Source organism: Neorhizobium phenanthreniclasticum (assembly GCF_040066075.1).
In the GTDB taxonomy this organism is placed as follows: domain Bacteria; phylum Pseudomonadota; class Alphaproteobacteria; order Rhizobiales; family Rhizobiaceae; genus Neorhizobium; species Neorhizobium petrolearium.
In genome coordinates, this window is record NZ_JBEAAL010000007.1 from 20,542 (window position 1) to 36,601 (window position 16,060).

The 16,060-nt window shown below is 60.6% G+C and carries 12 protein-coding genes; 6 read left to right on the forward strand and 6 right to left on the reverse strand.

Annotation, left to right across the window (positions count from 1 at the left end; all coding sequences use genetic code 11):
- Positions 1-34 precede the first annotated feature (34 nt).
- The 3 genes from glmU (at position 35) to ABK249_RS11670 (ending at position 4,131) form a co-directional block, all read left to right on the forward strand.
- The gene (gene glmU / locus ABK249_RS11660; RefSeq protein WP_348862914.1) at positions 35-1,396 is read left to right on the forward strand and encodes a bifunctional UDP-N-acetylglucosamine diphosphorylase/glucosamine-1-phosphate N-acetyltransferase GlmU; all 1,362 of its coding nucleotides are present in this window, start codon (positions 35-37) and stop codon (positions 1,394-1,396) included.
- A gap of 122 nt (positions 1,397-1,518) precedes the next feature.
- Positions 1,519-3,345 (forward strand): glutamine--fructose-6-phosphate transaminase (isomerizing), encoded by a 1,827-nt coding sequence (gene glmS, locus ABK249_RS11665; RefSeq protein WP_348862916.1) that lies wholly within the window; start codon positions 1,519-1,521, stop codon positions 3,343-3,345.
- Positions 3,346-3,435: 90 nt separating this feature from the next.
- Positions 3,436-4,131, forward strand: a complete 696-nt coding sequence (locus tag ABK249_RS11670; protein ID WP_037146851.1) for a DUF502 domain-containing protein — start codon at positions 3,436-3,438, stop codon at positions 4,129-4,131.
- A gap of 1 nt (position 4,132) precedes the next feature.
- Here the strand turns inward: ABK249_RS11670 and recG are convergent, their stop codons facing one another.
- A complete protein-coding gene (gene recG, locus ABK249_RS11675) occupies positions 4,133-6,241 on the reverse strand; it encodes an ATP-dependent DNA helicase RecG (RefSeq protein ID WP_348862918.1) in 2,109 nt (702 codons plus the stop codon).
- 89 nt (positions 6,242-6,330) lie between these two features.
- On the opposite strand from recG, the gene ABK249_RS11680 reads away from it, so the two are divergent.
- Together ABK249_RS11680 and mfd are read left to right on the forward strand one after the other, a co-directional pair.
- Complete coding sequence (locus ABK249_RS11680) at positions 6,331-6,660, forward strand: succinate dehydrogenase assembly factor 2 (protein ID WP_037146857.1); 330 nt, start codon at positions 6,331-6,333, stop codon at positions 6,658-6,660.
- 11 nt (positions 6,661-6,671) lie between these two features.
- Positions 6,672-10,181, forward strand: coding sequence for a transcription-repair coupling factor (gene mfd / locus ABK249_RS11685; protein WP_037148428.1), 3,510 nt, complete (start codon positions 6,672-6,674; stop codon positions 10,179-10,181).
- On the opposite strand, the gene ABK249_RS11690 is transcribed toward mfd, so the two are convergent.
- From ABK249_RS11690 to ABK249_RS11700, 3 genes are read right to left on the reverse strand one after another with little or no spacing between them, the layout of a single operon-like run.
- Entirely contained in the window at positions 10,178-11,098 is a 921-nt protein-coding gene (locus ABK249_RS11690) for a DMT family transporter (RefSeq protein WP_227705127.1), read from the reverse strand. The two genes, mfd and ABK249_RS11690, sit on opposite strands and share 4 nt — an antisense overlap.
- 38 nt (positions 11,099-11,136) lie before the next feature.
- Positions 11,137-11,808 carry a DsbA family oxidoreductase gene (locus ABK249_RS11695; protein WP_348862919.1) on the reverse strand — a complete coding sequence of 224 codons (672 nt, stop codon included), beginning with the start codon at positions 11,806-11,808 and terminating at the stop codon, positions 11,137-11,139.
- A gap of 39 nt (positions 11,809-11,847) precedes the next feature.
- Positions 11,848-13,653 (reverse strand): extracellular solute-binding protein, encoded by a 1,806-nt coding sequence (locus ABK249_RS11700; RefSeq protein WP_348863128.1) that lies wholly within the window; start codon positions 13,651-13,653, stop codon positions 11,848-11,850.
- Positions 13,654-13,939: 286 nt separating this feature from the next.
- Between ABK249_RS11700 and ABK249_RS11705 the strand changes: the two genes are divergently transcribed.
- Positions 13,940-14,593 (forward strand): invasion associated locus B family protein, encoded by a 654-nt coding sequence (locus ABK249_RS11705; protein WP_227702871.1) that lies wholly within the window; start codon positions 13,940-13,942, stop codon positions 14,591-14,593.
- A gap of 118 nt (positions 14,594-14,711) precedes the next feature.
- On the opposite strand, the gene hspQ is transcribed toward ABK249_RS11705, so the two are convergent.
- Entirely contained in the window at positions 14,712-15,041 is a 330-nt protein-coding gene (hspQ, locus tag ABK249_RS11710) for a heat shock protein HspQ (RefSeq protein ID WP_037148432.1), read from the reverse strand.
- A 93-nt stretch (positions 15,042-15,134) separates the two neighbouring features.
- Entirely contained in the window at positions 15,135-16,058 is a 924-nt protein-coding gene (locus ABK249_RS11715; RefSeq protein ID WP_348862920.1) for a DMT family transporter, read from the reverse strand.
- Positions 16,059-16,060: the final 2 nt, after the last annotated feature.

A 16,060-nucleotide genomic window follows, 5' to 3' on the forward strand; every position in this document is an offset into this window, starting at 1 on the left:
TAAAAGCCGGGCAATTGCATGAAGGAGATTCCCGATGAGCCGTTCCTGCCTTGCCGTCATCCTCGCCGCCGGCGATAGCACACGCATGAGGTCATCGATGTCAAAGGTGCTGCATCCGGTGGCCGGTCGGCCGATGATCGCGCATCTGATGGCCGCGGTCGCATCGACGGGCGTTTCCGCCGCAGCGCTCGTGGTCGGCCGGGATGCGGATGCGGTTGCCAAAGCGGGCGCTGTCGAGGGCGTTACGGTCGAGGCCTTTCTCCAGGCCGAACGACGCGGAACGGGCCATGCGGTCCTCACAGCAAAAGATGCCATCGCTCACGGCTACGACGATGTGTTGATTGCCTATGGTGACGTGCCGCTGGTGACATCCGCGACCTTTACCCTGGCGCGTGAAGGACTTGCTGACGGGGCGGATGTCGTGGTGATCGGCTTTCATACCGACAAGCCGACTGGTTACGGTCGGCTCCTTGTCGAAAACGGCGAACTCATCGCCATTCGCGAGGAGAAAGATGCAAGCGAGGAAGAACGCAAGGTCACCTGGTGCAACAGCGGCTTGATGGCGATCGATGGCCGCAAGGCGCTGTCGCTTCTCGAAAAAATCAGCAACAACAATGCCAAGGGTGAATATTATCTTACCGATCTGGTCGAGATCGCGCGCGCTGACGGCGGCAGGGTGGTGGCCGTCGATGCACCCGAAACGGAGGTCGCCGGCTGCAACAACCGCGCCGAGCTTGCCGCCCTTGAAAGGCTGTGGCAGGAGCGCCGCCGCCACGAACTGATGCTCTCGGGCGTCACCATGGTCGCGCCGGAGACTGTCTTCCTTTCCTACGATACCGAAATCGGCCAGGACGCATTTATCGAGCCGAATGTCTTTTTCGGACCTGGCGTGAAGGTCGAGGCCGGGGCTCTCATTCATGCCTTTTCGCATATGGAGCGCGCCCATATCGGGGCGGGGGCGGAAATAGGTCCGTTTGCGCGCCTCCGGCCAGGCGCTACGTTGCTTTCCAAGTCAAAGGTCGGCAATTTCTGCGAGGTCAAGAATGCCGAGATTGGCGAGGGAGCCAAGGTCAATCACCTGACCTATATCGGCGATGCGTTCGTCGGGGCCCATTCGAACATCGGCGCGGGTGCCATCACCTGCAACTATGACGGTGTGAACAAGCACGTGACCCGCATCGGCGCGAATGCCTTCATCGGCTCGAATTCTTCGCTGGTAGCGCCGGTTTCGATCGGCGACGGCGCCTATGTGGCCTCCGGCAGCGTGATTACCGAAGACGTGCCCGCCGATGCGCTGGCCCTTGGCCGTGCACGCCAGGAAATGAAGCCTGGGCGTGCCAAAGTGATCCGGGAGCGTGCGCTTGCTTTCAAGGCCGCTAAAAAAGCAGCGAAATAAACAAGAGCACCTTAACCGCCAACCATTACTTTCCGACATCGAAAGTGACTGCTGAACCGATTGCGCAAAACGCGTAATCGGATAGGAATTCACGCGGTTCAACCAAGCGGAGATAAGCATCCATGTGCGGGATTGTCGGGATCGTCGGAAGAGGGCCGGTAGCATCACGCTTGGTTGATGCGCTTCGGCGGCTCGAATATCGCGGTTATGATTCAGCCGGAATCGCGACGATCTGCGAGGGCCGGATGGATCGCCGCCGTGCCGAGGGCAAGCTGTTCAATCTTGAAAAGAAGCTCGATGCGGAACCGCTGCCCGGCACGATCGGTATTGCCCACACCCGCTGGGCGACCCACGGCGTGCCGAATGAAACCAACGCGCATCCGCATTTCGTCGCGGGTGTCGCCGTCGTCCACAACGGCATCATCGAGAACTTTTCCGAACTGAAGGACGAACTGCTTGCCGAAGGCGCCGTCTTCGAGAGCCAGACCGATACGGAAGTCGTGGCGCATCTGCTCGCCAAATACACCCGCCAGGGCATGGATCACCGCGAGGCCATGCTTGCCATGCTGAACCGCGTCTCCGGGGCCTATGCGCTCGTCGTGATGTTCGAGGACGATCCGGACACGATCATGGCTGCGCGTTTCGGGCCGCCGCTGGCGATCGGCCATGGCCGGGGCGAGATGTTTTTGGGCTCCGACGCGATCGCGTTGTCGCCTTTCACCAATGAGATCACCTATCTGGTGGATGGCGATTGCGCCATCATGACCCACAAAGGCGTCGAGATCATCGACTATGAAGGCAAGCCGCTCAAGCGGCAGAGCCAGATTTCTCAAGCCACCGCCTTCATGGTGGACAAGGGCAACCACCGCCATTTCATGGAGAAGGAGATCTACGAGCAGCCTGAGATCATTTCTCACGCGCTTGGCAACTATATCGATTTTGCCGCTCATACGGTGAAGAAGAACGATACGGCGATCGATTTCGGCAAGGTCTCCGGCCTGGCAATCGCCGCTTGCGGTACAGCCTATCTGTCCGGCCTGATCGGCAAATACTGGTTCGAGCGTTATGCACGCCTGCCCGTCGAGATCGATGTCGCCTCCGAATTCCGTTACCGCGAATTGCCGCTGTCGCCCTCGCAGGCGGCGTTGTTCATCTCGCAGTCCGGGGAGACGGCGGATACGCTGGCCTCGCTGCGTTACTGCAAGGATCTGGGCCTGAAGATCGGTGCGGTGGTGAACGTCAGGGAATCCACCATTGCCCGCGAAGCGGACGCGATTTTCCCGATCCTCGCCGGACCGGAGATCGGCGTCGCGTCTACCAAGGCCTTTACTTGCCAGTTGGCCGTCCTGGCTGCACTTGCGATCGGCGCCGGTCGCGCCCGTGGCACCGTGAATGCAGACGACGAAAAGGCGATGGTCAAGCATCTTGCCGAGATGCCGCGTATCATGAGTCGGGTGTTGAACGACATCCAGCCCGAGATCGAGGGCCTGTCTCGTGAACTCTCCCGTTTCAAGGATGTTCTTTATCTTGGTCGCGGCACGAGCTTTCCGCTTGCCATGGAAGGTGCGCTGAAGCTCAAGGAAATCTCCTATATCCATGCGGAGGGTTATGCCGCCGGCGAGCTGAAGCATGGGCCGATCGCGCTGATCGACGAGAACATGCCGGTAATCGTGATCGCGCCGCACGATCGTTTCTTCGAAAAGACCGTCTCCAACATGCAGGAAGTGGCGGCGCGCGGTGGCAGGATCATCTTCATCACCGACGAGAAAGGGGCAGCCGCCTCGAAACTGCCGACCATGGCGACCATTGCGCTGCCAAATGTGGACGAGATCATCGCGCCGATGATCTTTTCGCTGCCGATCCAGTTGCTTGCCTATCACACGGCAGTCTTCATGGGCACGGATGTCGATCAGCCGCGCAACCTGGCGAAATCCGTCACTGTCGAGTGATCTCTGCGGCTTTTTCTTGCAACGCAGTATCGCATCCGGCATTGTCGCCTCGATGAATGCTGCAATGTTTAGATGGGTCAGGGAAGCCGGATGAGCGACAGTCCAGAGCGTATATCGCTGGCGGGCCGGCTCAGGAATAATTTCCTTACGGGGCTCGTCATCTGCGCGCCGCTCGCGATCACCATATGGCTGACCTTCACCTTTATCGACTGGGCGGATAGCTGGGTCACACCTTACATTCCGAAACGCTACGACCCGCAATATTATTTCAATATCACCATTCCCGGCACGGGTCTGGTGATTGCGGTCGTCTTGATCACCATCATCGGCTTCCTCGGCAAGAACCTCATCGGGCGGTCGATCGTCAATTTCGGCGAGTCGATCCTGCATCGCATGCCGCTCGTCCGGACGATCTACAGGAGCGTCAAGCAGATCCTGGAGACGGTGCTGAAGGAACAATCGACCTCCTTCAAGAAATGCGGGCTGATCGAATTCCCGAGCCCCGGCATGTGGGCGCTGGTCTTCATTTCCGGTGACGCACAGGGAGAGATCGCGGCAAAGCTCAATGCGGATGGCGAGGAGATGGTCGCCGTCTTCCTGCCTCCGACGCCGGTGCCGACAGCCGGCTTCCTGATGTTCGTGCCGAAGAGCAAGCTCATCATGCTTGACATGACGCCGGAAGAGGGAGCGAAACTGCTGATTTCCGGGGGGCTGATCGCGCCGGACTATAAGCCTGCCAGAGGCGTACCCACGGCAGTTCTTCCTCCGCCGGTAACGCAAGGCTGATCTATCCCGCTCTCAGGAAACGGATAGCCTCGTCGCGACGGTGCAGATAAAGCAGCACGCGCATGTTCTGGCCGCGTTCGCTCGTCAGTTCCGGGTCACGTTCCAACAGATAGGCCGCATCCTTGCGAGCGATCTCCAAGAGGTCGGCATGCGCTTCGAGACTGGCGATCCTGAAACCCGGCGTGCCGGACTGGCGGGTGCCGAGCAGCTCGCCTTCGCCACGCAGGCGCAAATCCTCCTCGGCGATCAGGAAACCGTCCTCGCTGTCGCGCAGGATCGAAAGCCGCGCGCGTCCGGTTTCGCTGAGTGGCCCTTTGTAGAGCAGTATGCAGGTGGAAGCTTCGTCGCCGCGCCCGACGCGACCGCGCAACTGATGGAGTTGGGCAAGCCCGAAGCGTTCCGCATGCTCGATCACCATGATCGTTGCATCCGGCACGTCGACGCCCACCTCCACGACGGTGGTCGCGACCAGCAAACGCAACTCGCCGTTCTTGAATGCGGGCATGACCGCATCCTTTTCCGGACCGCTCATGCGGCCGTGGATGAGCCCGACATTCTCGCGGCCGAGCTCCTTCGCCAGCACCGCATACCGCTCCTCCGCCGACATGAGGTCGGAGACATCCGACTCCTCGACCAGTGGGCATATCCAATAGGCTTTCTTTCCTTCATCGATCGCGCTTCTCAGCCGTGCGACGATCTCGCCGAGCCGTTCGGTCGGGATGGTGACGGTCTGGATCGGCTTGCGGCCGGCAGGTTTCTCGGTGAGCTTGGAAACGTCCATGTCGCCGAAGGCGGCAAGCACCAGAGTGCGCGGGATCGGCGTCGCGGTCATCACCAGCATGTGGGGCGAGATACCCTTGGCCGTCAGCCGGAGACGCTGATGCACGCCAAACCGGTGCTGCTCGTCCACGACGGCAAGCATCAAATTGTGATAGTTGATCGCATCCTGGAAGAGTGCATGGGTGCCGATAATGATCCGGGCTTCGCCGGAGGCGATTCTTTCGGCAATCTGCTCGCGTTCTCGACCTTTCGTGCGCCCGGTCAGGACTTCGACCGTCACGCCTGCCGCTCCGGCCAGTTTGGAGATTGTTGCGAAATGTTGGCGGGCAAGGATTTCCGTTGGTGCCATGAGCACGGCCTGACCACCGGCTTCGACAGCCGCCGCCATGGCGAGCAGCGCAACCAGCGTCTTTCCGGCGCCGACATCGCCCTGTAGAAGCCGCAGCATGCGCTCATCAGCCGCCATATCCTTCAGAATATCATCGACAGCCAGCTTCTGGCTCGGTGTCAGCGAGAAGGGTAGGGAGGCTATGATCCTGGCGGATAGATCGCCCTTTACCCGGATCGGCTGGCCCGGCACCTTGCGAAGGCGTTGGCGCACCAGCGAGAGCGACACCTGGCCGGCCAGGAACTCGTCATAGGCAAGCCGACGGCGGGCGGGCGACTGCGGATCGATATCCGTCTCATCGCGCGGATCGTGCAGACGCCTGAAGGCTTCCGCAACGGAAGGAAACCCTTGACGCTGCGTGAGTGCTGCATCCGCCCATTCCGGCAGGGTTGGTAGACGTGCGACGGCGCCGTCGATCGCCCTGCGCAGCACTTTGGGCGACAGGCCTGCCGTTAGCGGATAAACAGGCTCGATCAAAGGCAGGTTTTCGGCCTCTGAGGATTTCACGATGAAATCCGGATGCACCATGGAAGGGCGGCCGTTGAACCAGTCTACCTTGCCGCTCACCATCACCATCTCGTCGATCGGCAGCGATTTCTCCAGCCAGTTGCCTTTGGCATGGAAGAAGGTCAGCGCCAGTTCGCCCGTCTCGTCATGGAGAAAAACACGGTAGGGCAAGTTCGACTTGCCGCGCGGCGGAGGCTGATGCCGATCGACACGTCCTTCGATGGTGACGATCGCCCCTTGGGGCGCGAGGGCGATGCCCGGCCGGTTGCGCCTATCGATCAGCGAATAGGGAGCGTGGAAGAGGAGGTCGATGACACGGCAATCGTCCGCATCCTCGCGGCCGGTAACACGCGCGATCAGGTCGGCGAGCTTTGGCCCGACGCCGGCAAGCGAAGCGACGGGCGAGAACAGTGGATCGAGAGTGGCGGGACGCATAAAGCGCAAAATGCGATGGATTTTGCCTATTTGGCAAGGTGACGACGACGGAAAAGCGTCCTATATGAACCGCAAACAGGGACACCGACATGACTGGACTATCACGCACCAGCGCGGATCTCGATCCGCGCCGCCGTCGCATTCTCTATCGTTGCTGGCATCGCGGTATTCGCGAGATGGATCTCGTATTCGGGCAGTTTGCGGAAACGGAGATTGCCCGTCTGTCCGATGCCGAACTCGATCAGTTCGAGGCGGTCATGGGTGAGGACGATCATGATCTGCATGCCTGGATTACGGGCGCAAAGCCGCTCCCGGAACATCTGAGGACGCCGCTCTTTGCGCGCATAGCTGCCTACACGCCGGATTTCGACCCGGTCACCAAGGCTTCTCTGGAAGCGAGGCTTGGCCTCATCCGATGACTTCTGGCTCGATGATTCCCGGATTCGACGCGAAAAGAATAACGGCTGCAGGAAGTTCGCTCACCATCGGCAACGTGCCGCCTGGCATGGAGCCGCTCATCCTGGCGGAGCTCGCGCGCGCCGGCCAGCCGATCGCCTATGTCATGTCCGACGGGCAGAGCATGCCCGATCTGGAACAGATGCTGTCCTTCGTCGCGCCGGAAATTCCGGTCCTCGCGCTGCCGGCCTGGGACTGCCTTCCCTATGACCGGGTCTCGCCGAGCGCCGATGTCTCCGCGCGGAGGCTGGCGGCACTCTCCGGCCTGATTGCGCATCGGAAGAAGCCGCATGCGGCGATCGTGCTCGTCACGGTCAACGCCATGCTGCAGAAGATCGCTCCCGCCGAGATCATCGAAAGTCTCGCCTTCTCGGCCAAACCCGGTAATCAGGTGCGCATGGACGACATCGCCGCACGACTGGAGCGCAACGGCTTCGAGCGCGTGGCGACCGTGCGCGAGGTCGGTGAGTTCGCGGTGCGCGGCGGCATTCTGGACGTTTTCGTGCCGGGTACGGAAGAGCCGGTGCGGCTTGATTTCTTCGGCGATACGCTGGAGTCGATCCGGTCCTTCGATCCGGCCAGCCAGCGCACGACAGGCCAGGCGAGGTCGCTCGATCTGAACCCGATGAGCGAGGTGACGCTGACGCCCGATACGATCAGCCGTTTCCGCAAGAACTACCTTTCGCTTTTCGGTGCCGCGACTCGCGATGACGCACTCTATCAGGCGGTATCCGAAGGCCGCCGCTATGCCGGCATGGAACATTGGCTGCCGCTGTTCTACGAACGGCTTGAAACCGCCTTCGACTACCTCCAGGGCTTCCGCATCGTTACCGACCATACGGCGCGTGAAGCGGCGACCGAGCGTTCGAAACTCGTTCTCGACTATTATGAGGCGCGGCGCGATAGCGGCAGAGAAGGAAAGGGCGCTGCAGCACAGGCCGCCCCTTACAAACCCATTTCGCCAGGTCAGCTTTATCTCGATGGCAAGGCGTTTGCATCGGCGCTCGACGCCGTCGGCGCACTCCGGGTTACACCCTTCAACGAGGTGGATGCAGAAGGGCGCCGCGTGGTGACAGTAGGCGCCCATGCCGGCCCGCGCTGGGCAAAAAACCAGGCCGAAGACAAAGCGCGCGACGAACGCGTCAACGTCTTCGACCTCGTGGTCAAGCACATCGCCGACAAGCGCGCCGAAGGCATCAAGGTCCTCGTCACCGGCTGGTCCGCCGGCTCGCTCGACCGCCTGCTGCAGGTTCTGGACGAGCGTGGCTTGAAGCGCATCAGGCCCGTTGAAAAGCTCTCCGATCTGGATCTACTCGAAAAGGGGGAGGCAGCTTCCGCCGTCCTCAGCCTCGAAGCGGGTTTTGAGACGGATAGCATCGCGGTCATCGGCGAGCAGGACATCCTGGGCGATCGCATGGTCCGCCGCGGCAAGCGGCGCAAGCGCGGGGCGGATTTCCTGACGGAAGTCACCGGTCTCGATGAAGGTTCTCTCGTCGTCCATGCGGAACACGGTATCGGCCGTTTCGTAGGTCTCGTCACGATCGAGGCGGCCGGTGCGCCGCGCGCGTGTCTGGAATTGCATTATGCCGATCAGGCAAAGCTCTTCCTGCCGGTTGAAAACATCGATCTTCTGTCGCGCTACGGTTCCGATGCGGCCGAGGCCCAGCTCGACAGGCTTGGCGGTGGTGCATGGCAGGCACGCAAGGCGAAGCTCAAGAAGCGGCTGCTCGATATGGCGGACGATCTGATCCGCATCGCCGCCGCGCGCATGACCCGCCGCGCGCCGGTGCTCACGACGCCGGAGGGGCTTTATGACGAATTCGCCGCCCGCTTCCCCTATGACGAGACCGAGGATCAGGCGAATGCGATTGACGCCGTACGCGACGATCTCGGCGCCGGCCGGCCGATGGATCGCCTCGTCTGCGGCGACGTCGGTTTCGGCAAGACGGAAGTAGCGCTGCGCGCCGCCTTCTTTGCTGCGATGAACGGCGCACAGGTGGCGGTCGTCGTGCCGACCACTTTGCTCGCCCGCCAGCACTACAGGACCTTCAAGGAACGCTTCCGCGGCCTGCCGATCACGATCGCCCAGGCATCGCGCCTCGTCTCCGCCAAGGAGCTGGCGGATACCAAGAAGGGCTTGGCCGAGGGCAAGGTCGATATCGTTGTCGGCACCCATGCGCTGCTCGGTGCCGGGATCAAGTTCGCCAACCTCAGTCTGCTCATCATCGACGAGGAGCAGCATTTCGGTGTCAAGCACAAGGAGCGGCTGAAGGAACTCAAGAGCGATGTGCATGTGCTGACGCTGTCGGCGACGCCGATCCCGCGCACGCTGCAGCTTGCCATGACCGGCGTGCGCGAACTCTCGCTCATCACGACGCCGCCGGTCGACCGCATGGCGGTGCGCACCTTCATCTCGCCCTTCGACCCGCTCGTCATCCGCGAGACGCTGATGCGAGAGCATTATCGCGGCGGCCAGAGTTTTTATGTCTGCCCGCGAATTGCCGATCTGCCGGAGATCCAGGACTTCTTGCAGTCGGACGTGCCGGAATTGAAGGTTGCGGTTGCCCACGGGCAGATGCCGGCCGGCGAACTCGAAGACATCATGAATGCCTTCTACGACGGCAAATACGACGTACTTCTATCGACCACCATCGTCGAGTCCGGCCTCGACGTGCCGACCGCCAATACGCTGATCGTCCATCGGGCCGATATGTTTGGGCTGGCGCAGCTTTACCAGCTTCGCGGTCGGGTGGGACGCTCCAAGGTGCGCGCCTTCGCGCTCTTTACCCTGCCGGTCAACAAGCCGCTGACGACGACCGCCGATCGTCGACTGAAAGTGCTGCAGTCGCTCGATACGCTGGGGGCAGGCTTCCAGCTCGCCAGCCACGACCTCGACATTCGCGGCGCGGGCAATCTGCTCGGGGAGGAGCAGTCGGGCCATATCAAGGAAGTCGGTTTCGAGCTCTATCAGCAGATGCTGGAGGAAGCTGTCGCCGAAGTGAAGGGGGACGACGAAATCACCGACACCGGCTGGTCGCCGCAGATTTCCGTCGGCATCACAGTGATGATCCCGGAAAGCTATGTGCCCGATCTGCATCTGCGCATGGGTCTTTATCGCCGGCTTGGCGAATTGACCGAACTTTCAGAGATCGATGGTTTCGGCGCGGAAATGGTGGACCGTTTCGGTCCCATGCCGCCCGAAGTGCAGAACCTCCTGAAGGTCGTCTATATCAAGTCGCTCTGCCGCAAGGCCAATGTCGAAAAGCTGGATGCCGGCCCGAAGGGCCTGGTCGTCAGCTTCCGTGACAAGCAGTTCCCCAATCCGGCGGCGCTGGTCGGCTACATCGCCAAGCAGGGAACGCTGGCAAAAATCCGGCCGGATCAGAGCGTGTTCCTGACGCGCGACCTGCCATCGCCGATGAAACGGCTCACGGCTGCCGCCCAGGTGATGACGCAATTTGCCGAGTTGGCGAAAGATGATTAAGTGTCGGATTGAGTATCGGGTTTGGTGACGACCGCGGCTTGCGGGTCGGTCGCGACGGATGTCGGTAGCGGCACATCGCGAGCCCGCTCGCGCGCAAGCGTGAGCAGGCCGGAGCCGATGATCAGGACGATGCCAAGGAGCATCGGCAGGTCGACCGTGTCGCCGAAGATCAGATAGCCGAACAGGATCGCCCAGAGCATCTGGCTGTATTGCGTCGGACCGACAAGGGCGGCCGGCGCGTAATAGGCCGCATACATCAGCAGGATGGTGGCGAGCGCCGCGAGAAGACCGTATCCGGCAAGCATGGCCCATTCAGGCAGGGTCGGCCAGCGGAAGTCCGGGATCATGAGGATGCCCAGCACGACGAGCACGCCGATGATGCCGGCGCCATAGAGTGAGATGTTTTTCTCCGACGGTCCCATGGCGCGATAAACGATGATGGAGATCGCGCCGGAAAGTCCCGCGAAGACAGCGCCGACATGGCCGATGGAAAGCTCGCGGAAGCCGGGGCGAAGCACGACGAGCACACCGATGAAACCGATGATGACGGCGCTCCAGCGCTTGATGCCGACCGCTTCCTTGAGGAAGAGCACGGACATGATCGTCACGAACGAAGGCAACAGGAAGATCAGCGCGAAGGCTTCCGCCATCGAGAGATAGGTGAAGGCGGCGACACTGCCGATCGTGCCGATGGCAGACGAGAAGAAACGCAGGATCCACAGCGGCCGGTTGCTGCTTCTGAAGGCATCCGTCCACCGGTCGTCGGGTTTCAGCAGAAATGGAAAACCGGCAAGCATGAAGACGGCTCCGAAAAAGCCCATCTCATAGGCCGTCAACGCGCCTTCGATCATCTTGACGCTGGCATCGCTCCAGGAATAGGCCGCAAACGAAGCGAAGGCGAGGAGAACGCCCTTCATGCTCTGGTCGTTACGCAAGACAATGACTCCCGAGCAGTTCAGATCATGCCCTTGCGGGCTTCCGCCTTCAATTTGGCGATTTCGCGCAACGCATTGGCAAACACATCCGGCGTCTGGGCGCCGCTGACCGCATATTGCCCGTCGATAATGAAGAAGGGCACGCCAGTGACGCCCATCTTCTGCGCCGCGTCGATCTCGGACAGCATCGTATCCTTGTCCGCTTCGGTTTTCAGAAGGTTTTCAATCACCTTGCGGTTGAGGCCGCTTTGCGCGGCGATATCGGCTAGAACCATGTGATCACCGACATTGCGGCCTTCTTCGAAATTCGTCCTGAAGAGCGCGGTCGCGACCCTGTCCTGAACCTCTCGGCCTTCCATTATCGCCCAGTGCAGCAGGCGATGCGCATCGAGCGTATTGGGGCCGATCTTGATTGCCTCGAAATTATAGCGGATGCCGACCTCTTCGCCGAGTTTCTTCAGCATTTCATGCGCGCGGTCCACGGCATCTTTGCCGCCGAGCTTGCGCGCCAGATCGGCCTGGTGATCGACGCCTTCCTGCGGATGGTCCGGATTGAGCCGGAAGGGCCGCCAGTTGACATCGACGCCCACCTCGTCCTGGACCTCGGCGATTGCAAGTTCCAGCCGCGCCTTGCCGAGATAGCACCAGGGGCAGACCACATCCGATACGATGTCGACGGTTACGCGCTCCACGGCGGGTGTCCTTTCATTGGCAGGGCTGGATGTTTCCGGTTATTGCGCGCGTTTATCCCACCAGGTGTTGAGCTGGTAGCCGTAAAGCGGCAGCGCTTCCGGATAACCGATATGCTTGCGCCGCGCCACCCATTGTTCCGCGATGTGGTAGAGTGGCACAAGATAATGGCCGGAAATCAGCATGCGGTCGTAAGCCCGAACCGTCGCCTCGAAATCCTCCTTGCTGCGTGCCGTCAGCATGGCCTCGATGAGCCTGTCGAGATCGGGGTCGGCAACGCCCGCAAAATTGAAGCTGCCGTCCTTGTCGCGTGAAGACGAACCCCAGCGCCCCATCTGCTCGATGCCCGGCGATAGCGACGAGGGATAGGATTTGACGATCACGTCGTAGTCGAAATTGCCGGAACGCGCCTGGTATTGCGCGTCGTCTACGGTGCGGATCGACATATCGATCCCGATCATCTTCAGCGTCCGCTGATAGGTGATCGCCAGTTTCTCCTGGTCCTGGGTCTGGGTCATCACTTCGAAGGTGAGCGGTCTGCCGGACGCATCCGACATCCTGCCGTTCTTGATCGTATAGCCGCCCTTCTTCAAAAGTTCGACCGACTCGCGCAGCACTTTGCGATCGGCGCCGGAGCCATCGGTCCTCGGCAGGCGATATGTACCGTCGAGCACGGCCGGTTCGATCCTGTCCCTGGTGGTTCCGAGGATCTTGATCTCCCGCTCGTCGGCTGGTTTGCCGAGAGAGGAAAGGGGAGAGTTCTGCCAGAAGCTTTCCGTGCGGGTATAGGCGTCTTCGAAGAGGTTCTTGTTAGCCCATTCGAAATCGAAGGCAAGCGATAGGCCGGCACGGACGTTGACATCGGCAAAGATAGGGCGGCGGGTGTTGAAGACGAAACCGAGCATCCCGGTCGGCAGCTGTGGCTTGAAGGCATCTTTCACCACATCGCCGTTCTGCACGGCCGGGAAATCGTAGGCGCGTGCCCAGTGGGTCGGGCTGCCTTCCAGATAGATATCGATCTCGCCCTTCTTGAACGCCTCGAACAGCGTATTTTCCTGCAGGAAATATTCGACCGTAACCTGCTCGTAATTGTCGAAACCGACCTTGGAAGGAATGTCCTTTCCCCAGTAGTCCGGATTACGTTCGTAGACGATGCGCTCGCCGGGAGAGACGGATTTCACCCGATAGGGGCCGGAGCCGACCGGCGGTCTCAGCGTTGACTGGTCGAATGTGGCCGGGTCGATGGCATGCTTCGGCAGGATCGGCGTGGCAGTTGCGAGAATCAGCGGGAATTCCCGGTCCGCCTTGTCGTTGAAGGTGAAGCGGACGCCATGCTCGCCAATCTTTTCCATTTTCTCCACCGGCGTCAGCCGGTTTGAAAAGGGGATACGGCCCTTGTCGCGTAGAAGTTCGAAGCTGAAGATCACGTCATCCGCCGTGACTGGCTCGCCGTCTGACCATTTCGCATTCGGATTAAGGTTGAACTGGATGAAGCTGCGTCCCTCGTCCCATTCGACGCTCTCGGCAAGCAGACCGTACAGGGTGAAAGGTTCGTCGCTTGATCGCGTCATCAGCGGTTCATAGACGAGATGGCCGAAAATCGGGTCCCAGAGCCCACGCGCGGTGGTGCGCATGCTCTTCAGGACGAAGGGATTGAGGCTGTCGAATGTGCCGACAACGCCGTAGGCTACCTTGCCACCCTTCTTTACGTCCGGGTTGACATAGGAAAAATGCTTGTAGTCCGGCGGTAGCGCCGGACTGCCATGCATGGCGATTCCATGAAGGGGTTCTGCCAGTGCGGGCGTGCCGATCAGAAGTGCGGCCATAAACGGAATGAAATGTCGCATGGGACTCATGGCGGTGAAATCCTCGCTGATTCGCCCGCAAGATAGCGCAAGCAAAGAGGGGCACCAACCGCCGGAACACGCAAAAGATTGATGGGCGGCATTAACGTCTTGTCAAAAAAAGCGAAAGGAGGGCTGGATATCGGCGGCGGCCCGATGTAACAGGTTGGCCAGACGGGCGGGTCATTCAATTGCCTCATTTGACCGACAGGTGACGGGCAGTAAGACGCCCCGAGGGATGAGAACGGCTTCGGCCGCGCCCAACGGATTTCAGGAGACGGATTTCGTTATGATGCTCAAGGCAACCCAAGTTCTGCGGACGGCGATGTCCGCTCTCGCACTTTCGATCGGCGCGAGCGCGCTGCCGGTTGCATCGTTTGCACAGGACGCGGCGGCGCCGGCAGCCGGTGCTCCGGGTGCCCCGCCGCTCGGCTGGTTCAAGACCTGCACCAAGCAGGACGATAATGATCTCTGTGTCGTCCAGAATATCATTGCAGCTCAGAACGGCCAGTTGATTACCGCCGTCGGCCTGATCACGGTCGAAGGCAAGGTCAACCGCAAGATCCTGCAGGTTTCCGTGCCGACTGCACGCCTCGTGCCGCCGGGCATCGTCATGCAGATCGACGGCGGCAAGGGCCAGAAGCTCGATTACGTTGTCTGCCTTCCCGACAAGTGCACAGCCGAAGTTCCGCTGACCGACGCGATGATCGCAAGCCTCAAGAAGGGCAATGATGTGGTCTTCACCTCGATCAACTTCCGGCGGGCTCCGAACCCGATCAAGGTCTCCCTCCAGGGCTTCACGGGCGCCTTCGATGGCCCTGCGATGCCGCAGGAGCAGATCGCCCAGAGCCAGCGGAGCCTGGAAGAGGGCATGCAGCGCAAGGCCGAAGAAACACGCAAGAAGCTGGAAGACGCTCAGAACGCTGCCAAGCAGGGCCAGTAATTCGGGTCTGAACCCCATCGAAAGCCCGGCCTTGCGCCGGGTTTTTTGATTCTGATAAAAAAAGCGCCGGCGGGAACGCCGGCGCTCTTCAGTTTCAAAACGCTCCGGCTAGGCCGGATCAATGGGCCAGGATGATCTTGGGCTTCAGCTGGCCGGATGGAGCGCGATCGAAGATCTGATAGACCTGCGGATTGCGCAGTGGCGCGTCGCTTTCGTCATGTTCCAGGTTCTGTTCCGAAACATAGGCGACATATTCCGTCTCGTCATTCTCCGCCAGGAGATGATAGAAGGGCTGGTCTTTGCTCGGCCGGATTTCCGCGGGAATGGAGTTCCACCATTCCTCCGTATTGGCATATTCCGGATCAACATCGAACACGACGCCCCGAAACGGAAAGACTTTGTGGCGGACCACTTCTCCGATGGTAAATTTAGCGTTGCGTTGTTTCATGGTGCGATGTCCTTTCGCATCCAATGTGGGAATAAAACCTCCCGACATCAAGAGATTAATGCAGGCACGCCCCCATCGTTCCACGGGATAGACTTAAGTATTCGCAAGTTTCCATGGTTTTGCGGTGGCCAGAATGACTCCGCCAAGCACCAGAACGATTCCGAGCGCATGATACTGCTCGAAAGTTTCATCCAGGAATACAACCGCCATGACGATCGAGACAGGCGGCATCATGTAGAGCGTGATGCCGGCTGTCGCCGGCCCGAAGATGCGCACCGTATACTGGAAACAGAAGAAAGCGGCAAGCGAAGCGAAAAGGATGATGCCGGCAATCTTCGACCAGGCCGATACGGTCCTGGGCAAGAGCCCGCCGTGAAGGAATTCCCAGACAGCCGGAGGCAGCAGGAGCAGAGATCCGGAAAAGGCGATCAAGCCGAATAGCGAGAGCGGCCGGATGGCCTGTGCGGCAGGCCGGCGCAGGAGCACCGAATAGACCGCGAAGGCAATCGCCGCCACAAGCATGCCAAGGTCGCCGAGGTTGAAGTCCATGTGCGTGAGGGCGCCGAAATCACCACGCAGTACGATTGCGGCAACCCCTGCAAATGCGACGCCCATGCCCAACAGTTCGCGGCCGCTGATCCTGCGGCCGGAAAACTGCCATTCGAACAGGATGATGAAGAGCGACGAAGTCGTGTAGATCAGCGTTGCATTCGAGGCCGTGGTCAGCGTCAGCGCCCAATAAACGAAGCCGCCGCAGATGCCGATGCTCAAAAAGCCGAGCCACAGCCAGAGCCAGGTGTGCTCGCGGACGAAGGTCCAGGCGGCCGGCCAGTCGAGATAGAGCAGCGGCACCATGGTCAGCGTCGACCCGGCCCAGCGGATGAACGCCGTGATGAAGGGGCCGACCTCCCCGATCACCCCGCGCCCGAAGATCAGGTTGCTGGAAAAGAAGACGGGCACGAAAACGAAGATCAGCCAGTCGAGAGCACGTGGTTGCGGCGTATTCGCGGAGGACATCG

Coding starts and splice junctions, on each gene's coding strand:
- hspQ (WP_037148432.1), bottom strand. CDS start 15,041: ATGAAACAACGCAACGCTAAATTTACCATCGGAGAAGTGGTCCGCCAC.
- ABK249_RS11705 (WP_227702871.1), top strand. CDS start 13,940: ATGATGCTCAAGGCAACCCAAGTTCTGCGGACGGCGATGTCCGCTCTC.
- ABK249_RS11700 (WP_348863128.1), bottom strand. CDS start 13,653: ATGCGACATTTCATTCCGTTTATGGCCGCACTTCTGATCGGCACGCCC.
- glmU (WP_348862914.1), top strand. CDS start 35: ATGAGCCGTTCCTGCCTTGCCGTCATCCTCGCCGCCGGCGATAGCACA.
- ABK249_RS11715 (WP_348862920.1), bottom strand. CDS start 16,058: ATGTCCTCCGCGAATACGCCGCAACCACGTGCTCTCGACTGGCTGATC.
- mfd (WP_037148428.1), top strand. CDS start 6,672: ATGATTCCCGGATTCGACGCGAAAAGAATAACGGCTGCAGGAAGTTCG.
- recG (WP_348862918.1), bottom strand. CDS start 6,241: ATGCGTCCCGCCACTCTCGATCCACTGTTCTCGCCCGTCGCTTCGCTT.
- glmS (WP_348862916.1), top strand. CDS start 1,519: ATGTGCGGGATTGTCGGGATCGTCGGAAGAGGGCCGGTAGCATCACGC.
- ABK249_RS11670 (WP_037146851.1), top strand. CDS start 3,436: ATGAGCGACAGTCCAGAGCGTATATCGCTGGCGGGCCGGCTCAGGAAT.
- ABK249_RS11690 (WP_227705127.1), bottom strand. CDS start 11,098: ATGAAGGGCGTTCTCCTCGCCTTCGCTTCGTTTGCGGCCTATTCCTGG.
- ABK249_RS11680 (WP_037146857.1), top strand. CDS start 6,331: ATGACTGGACTATCACGCACCAGCGCGGATCTCGATCCGCGCCGCCGT.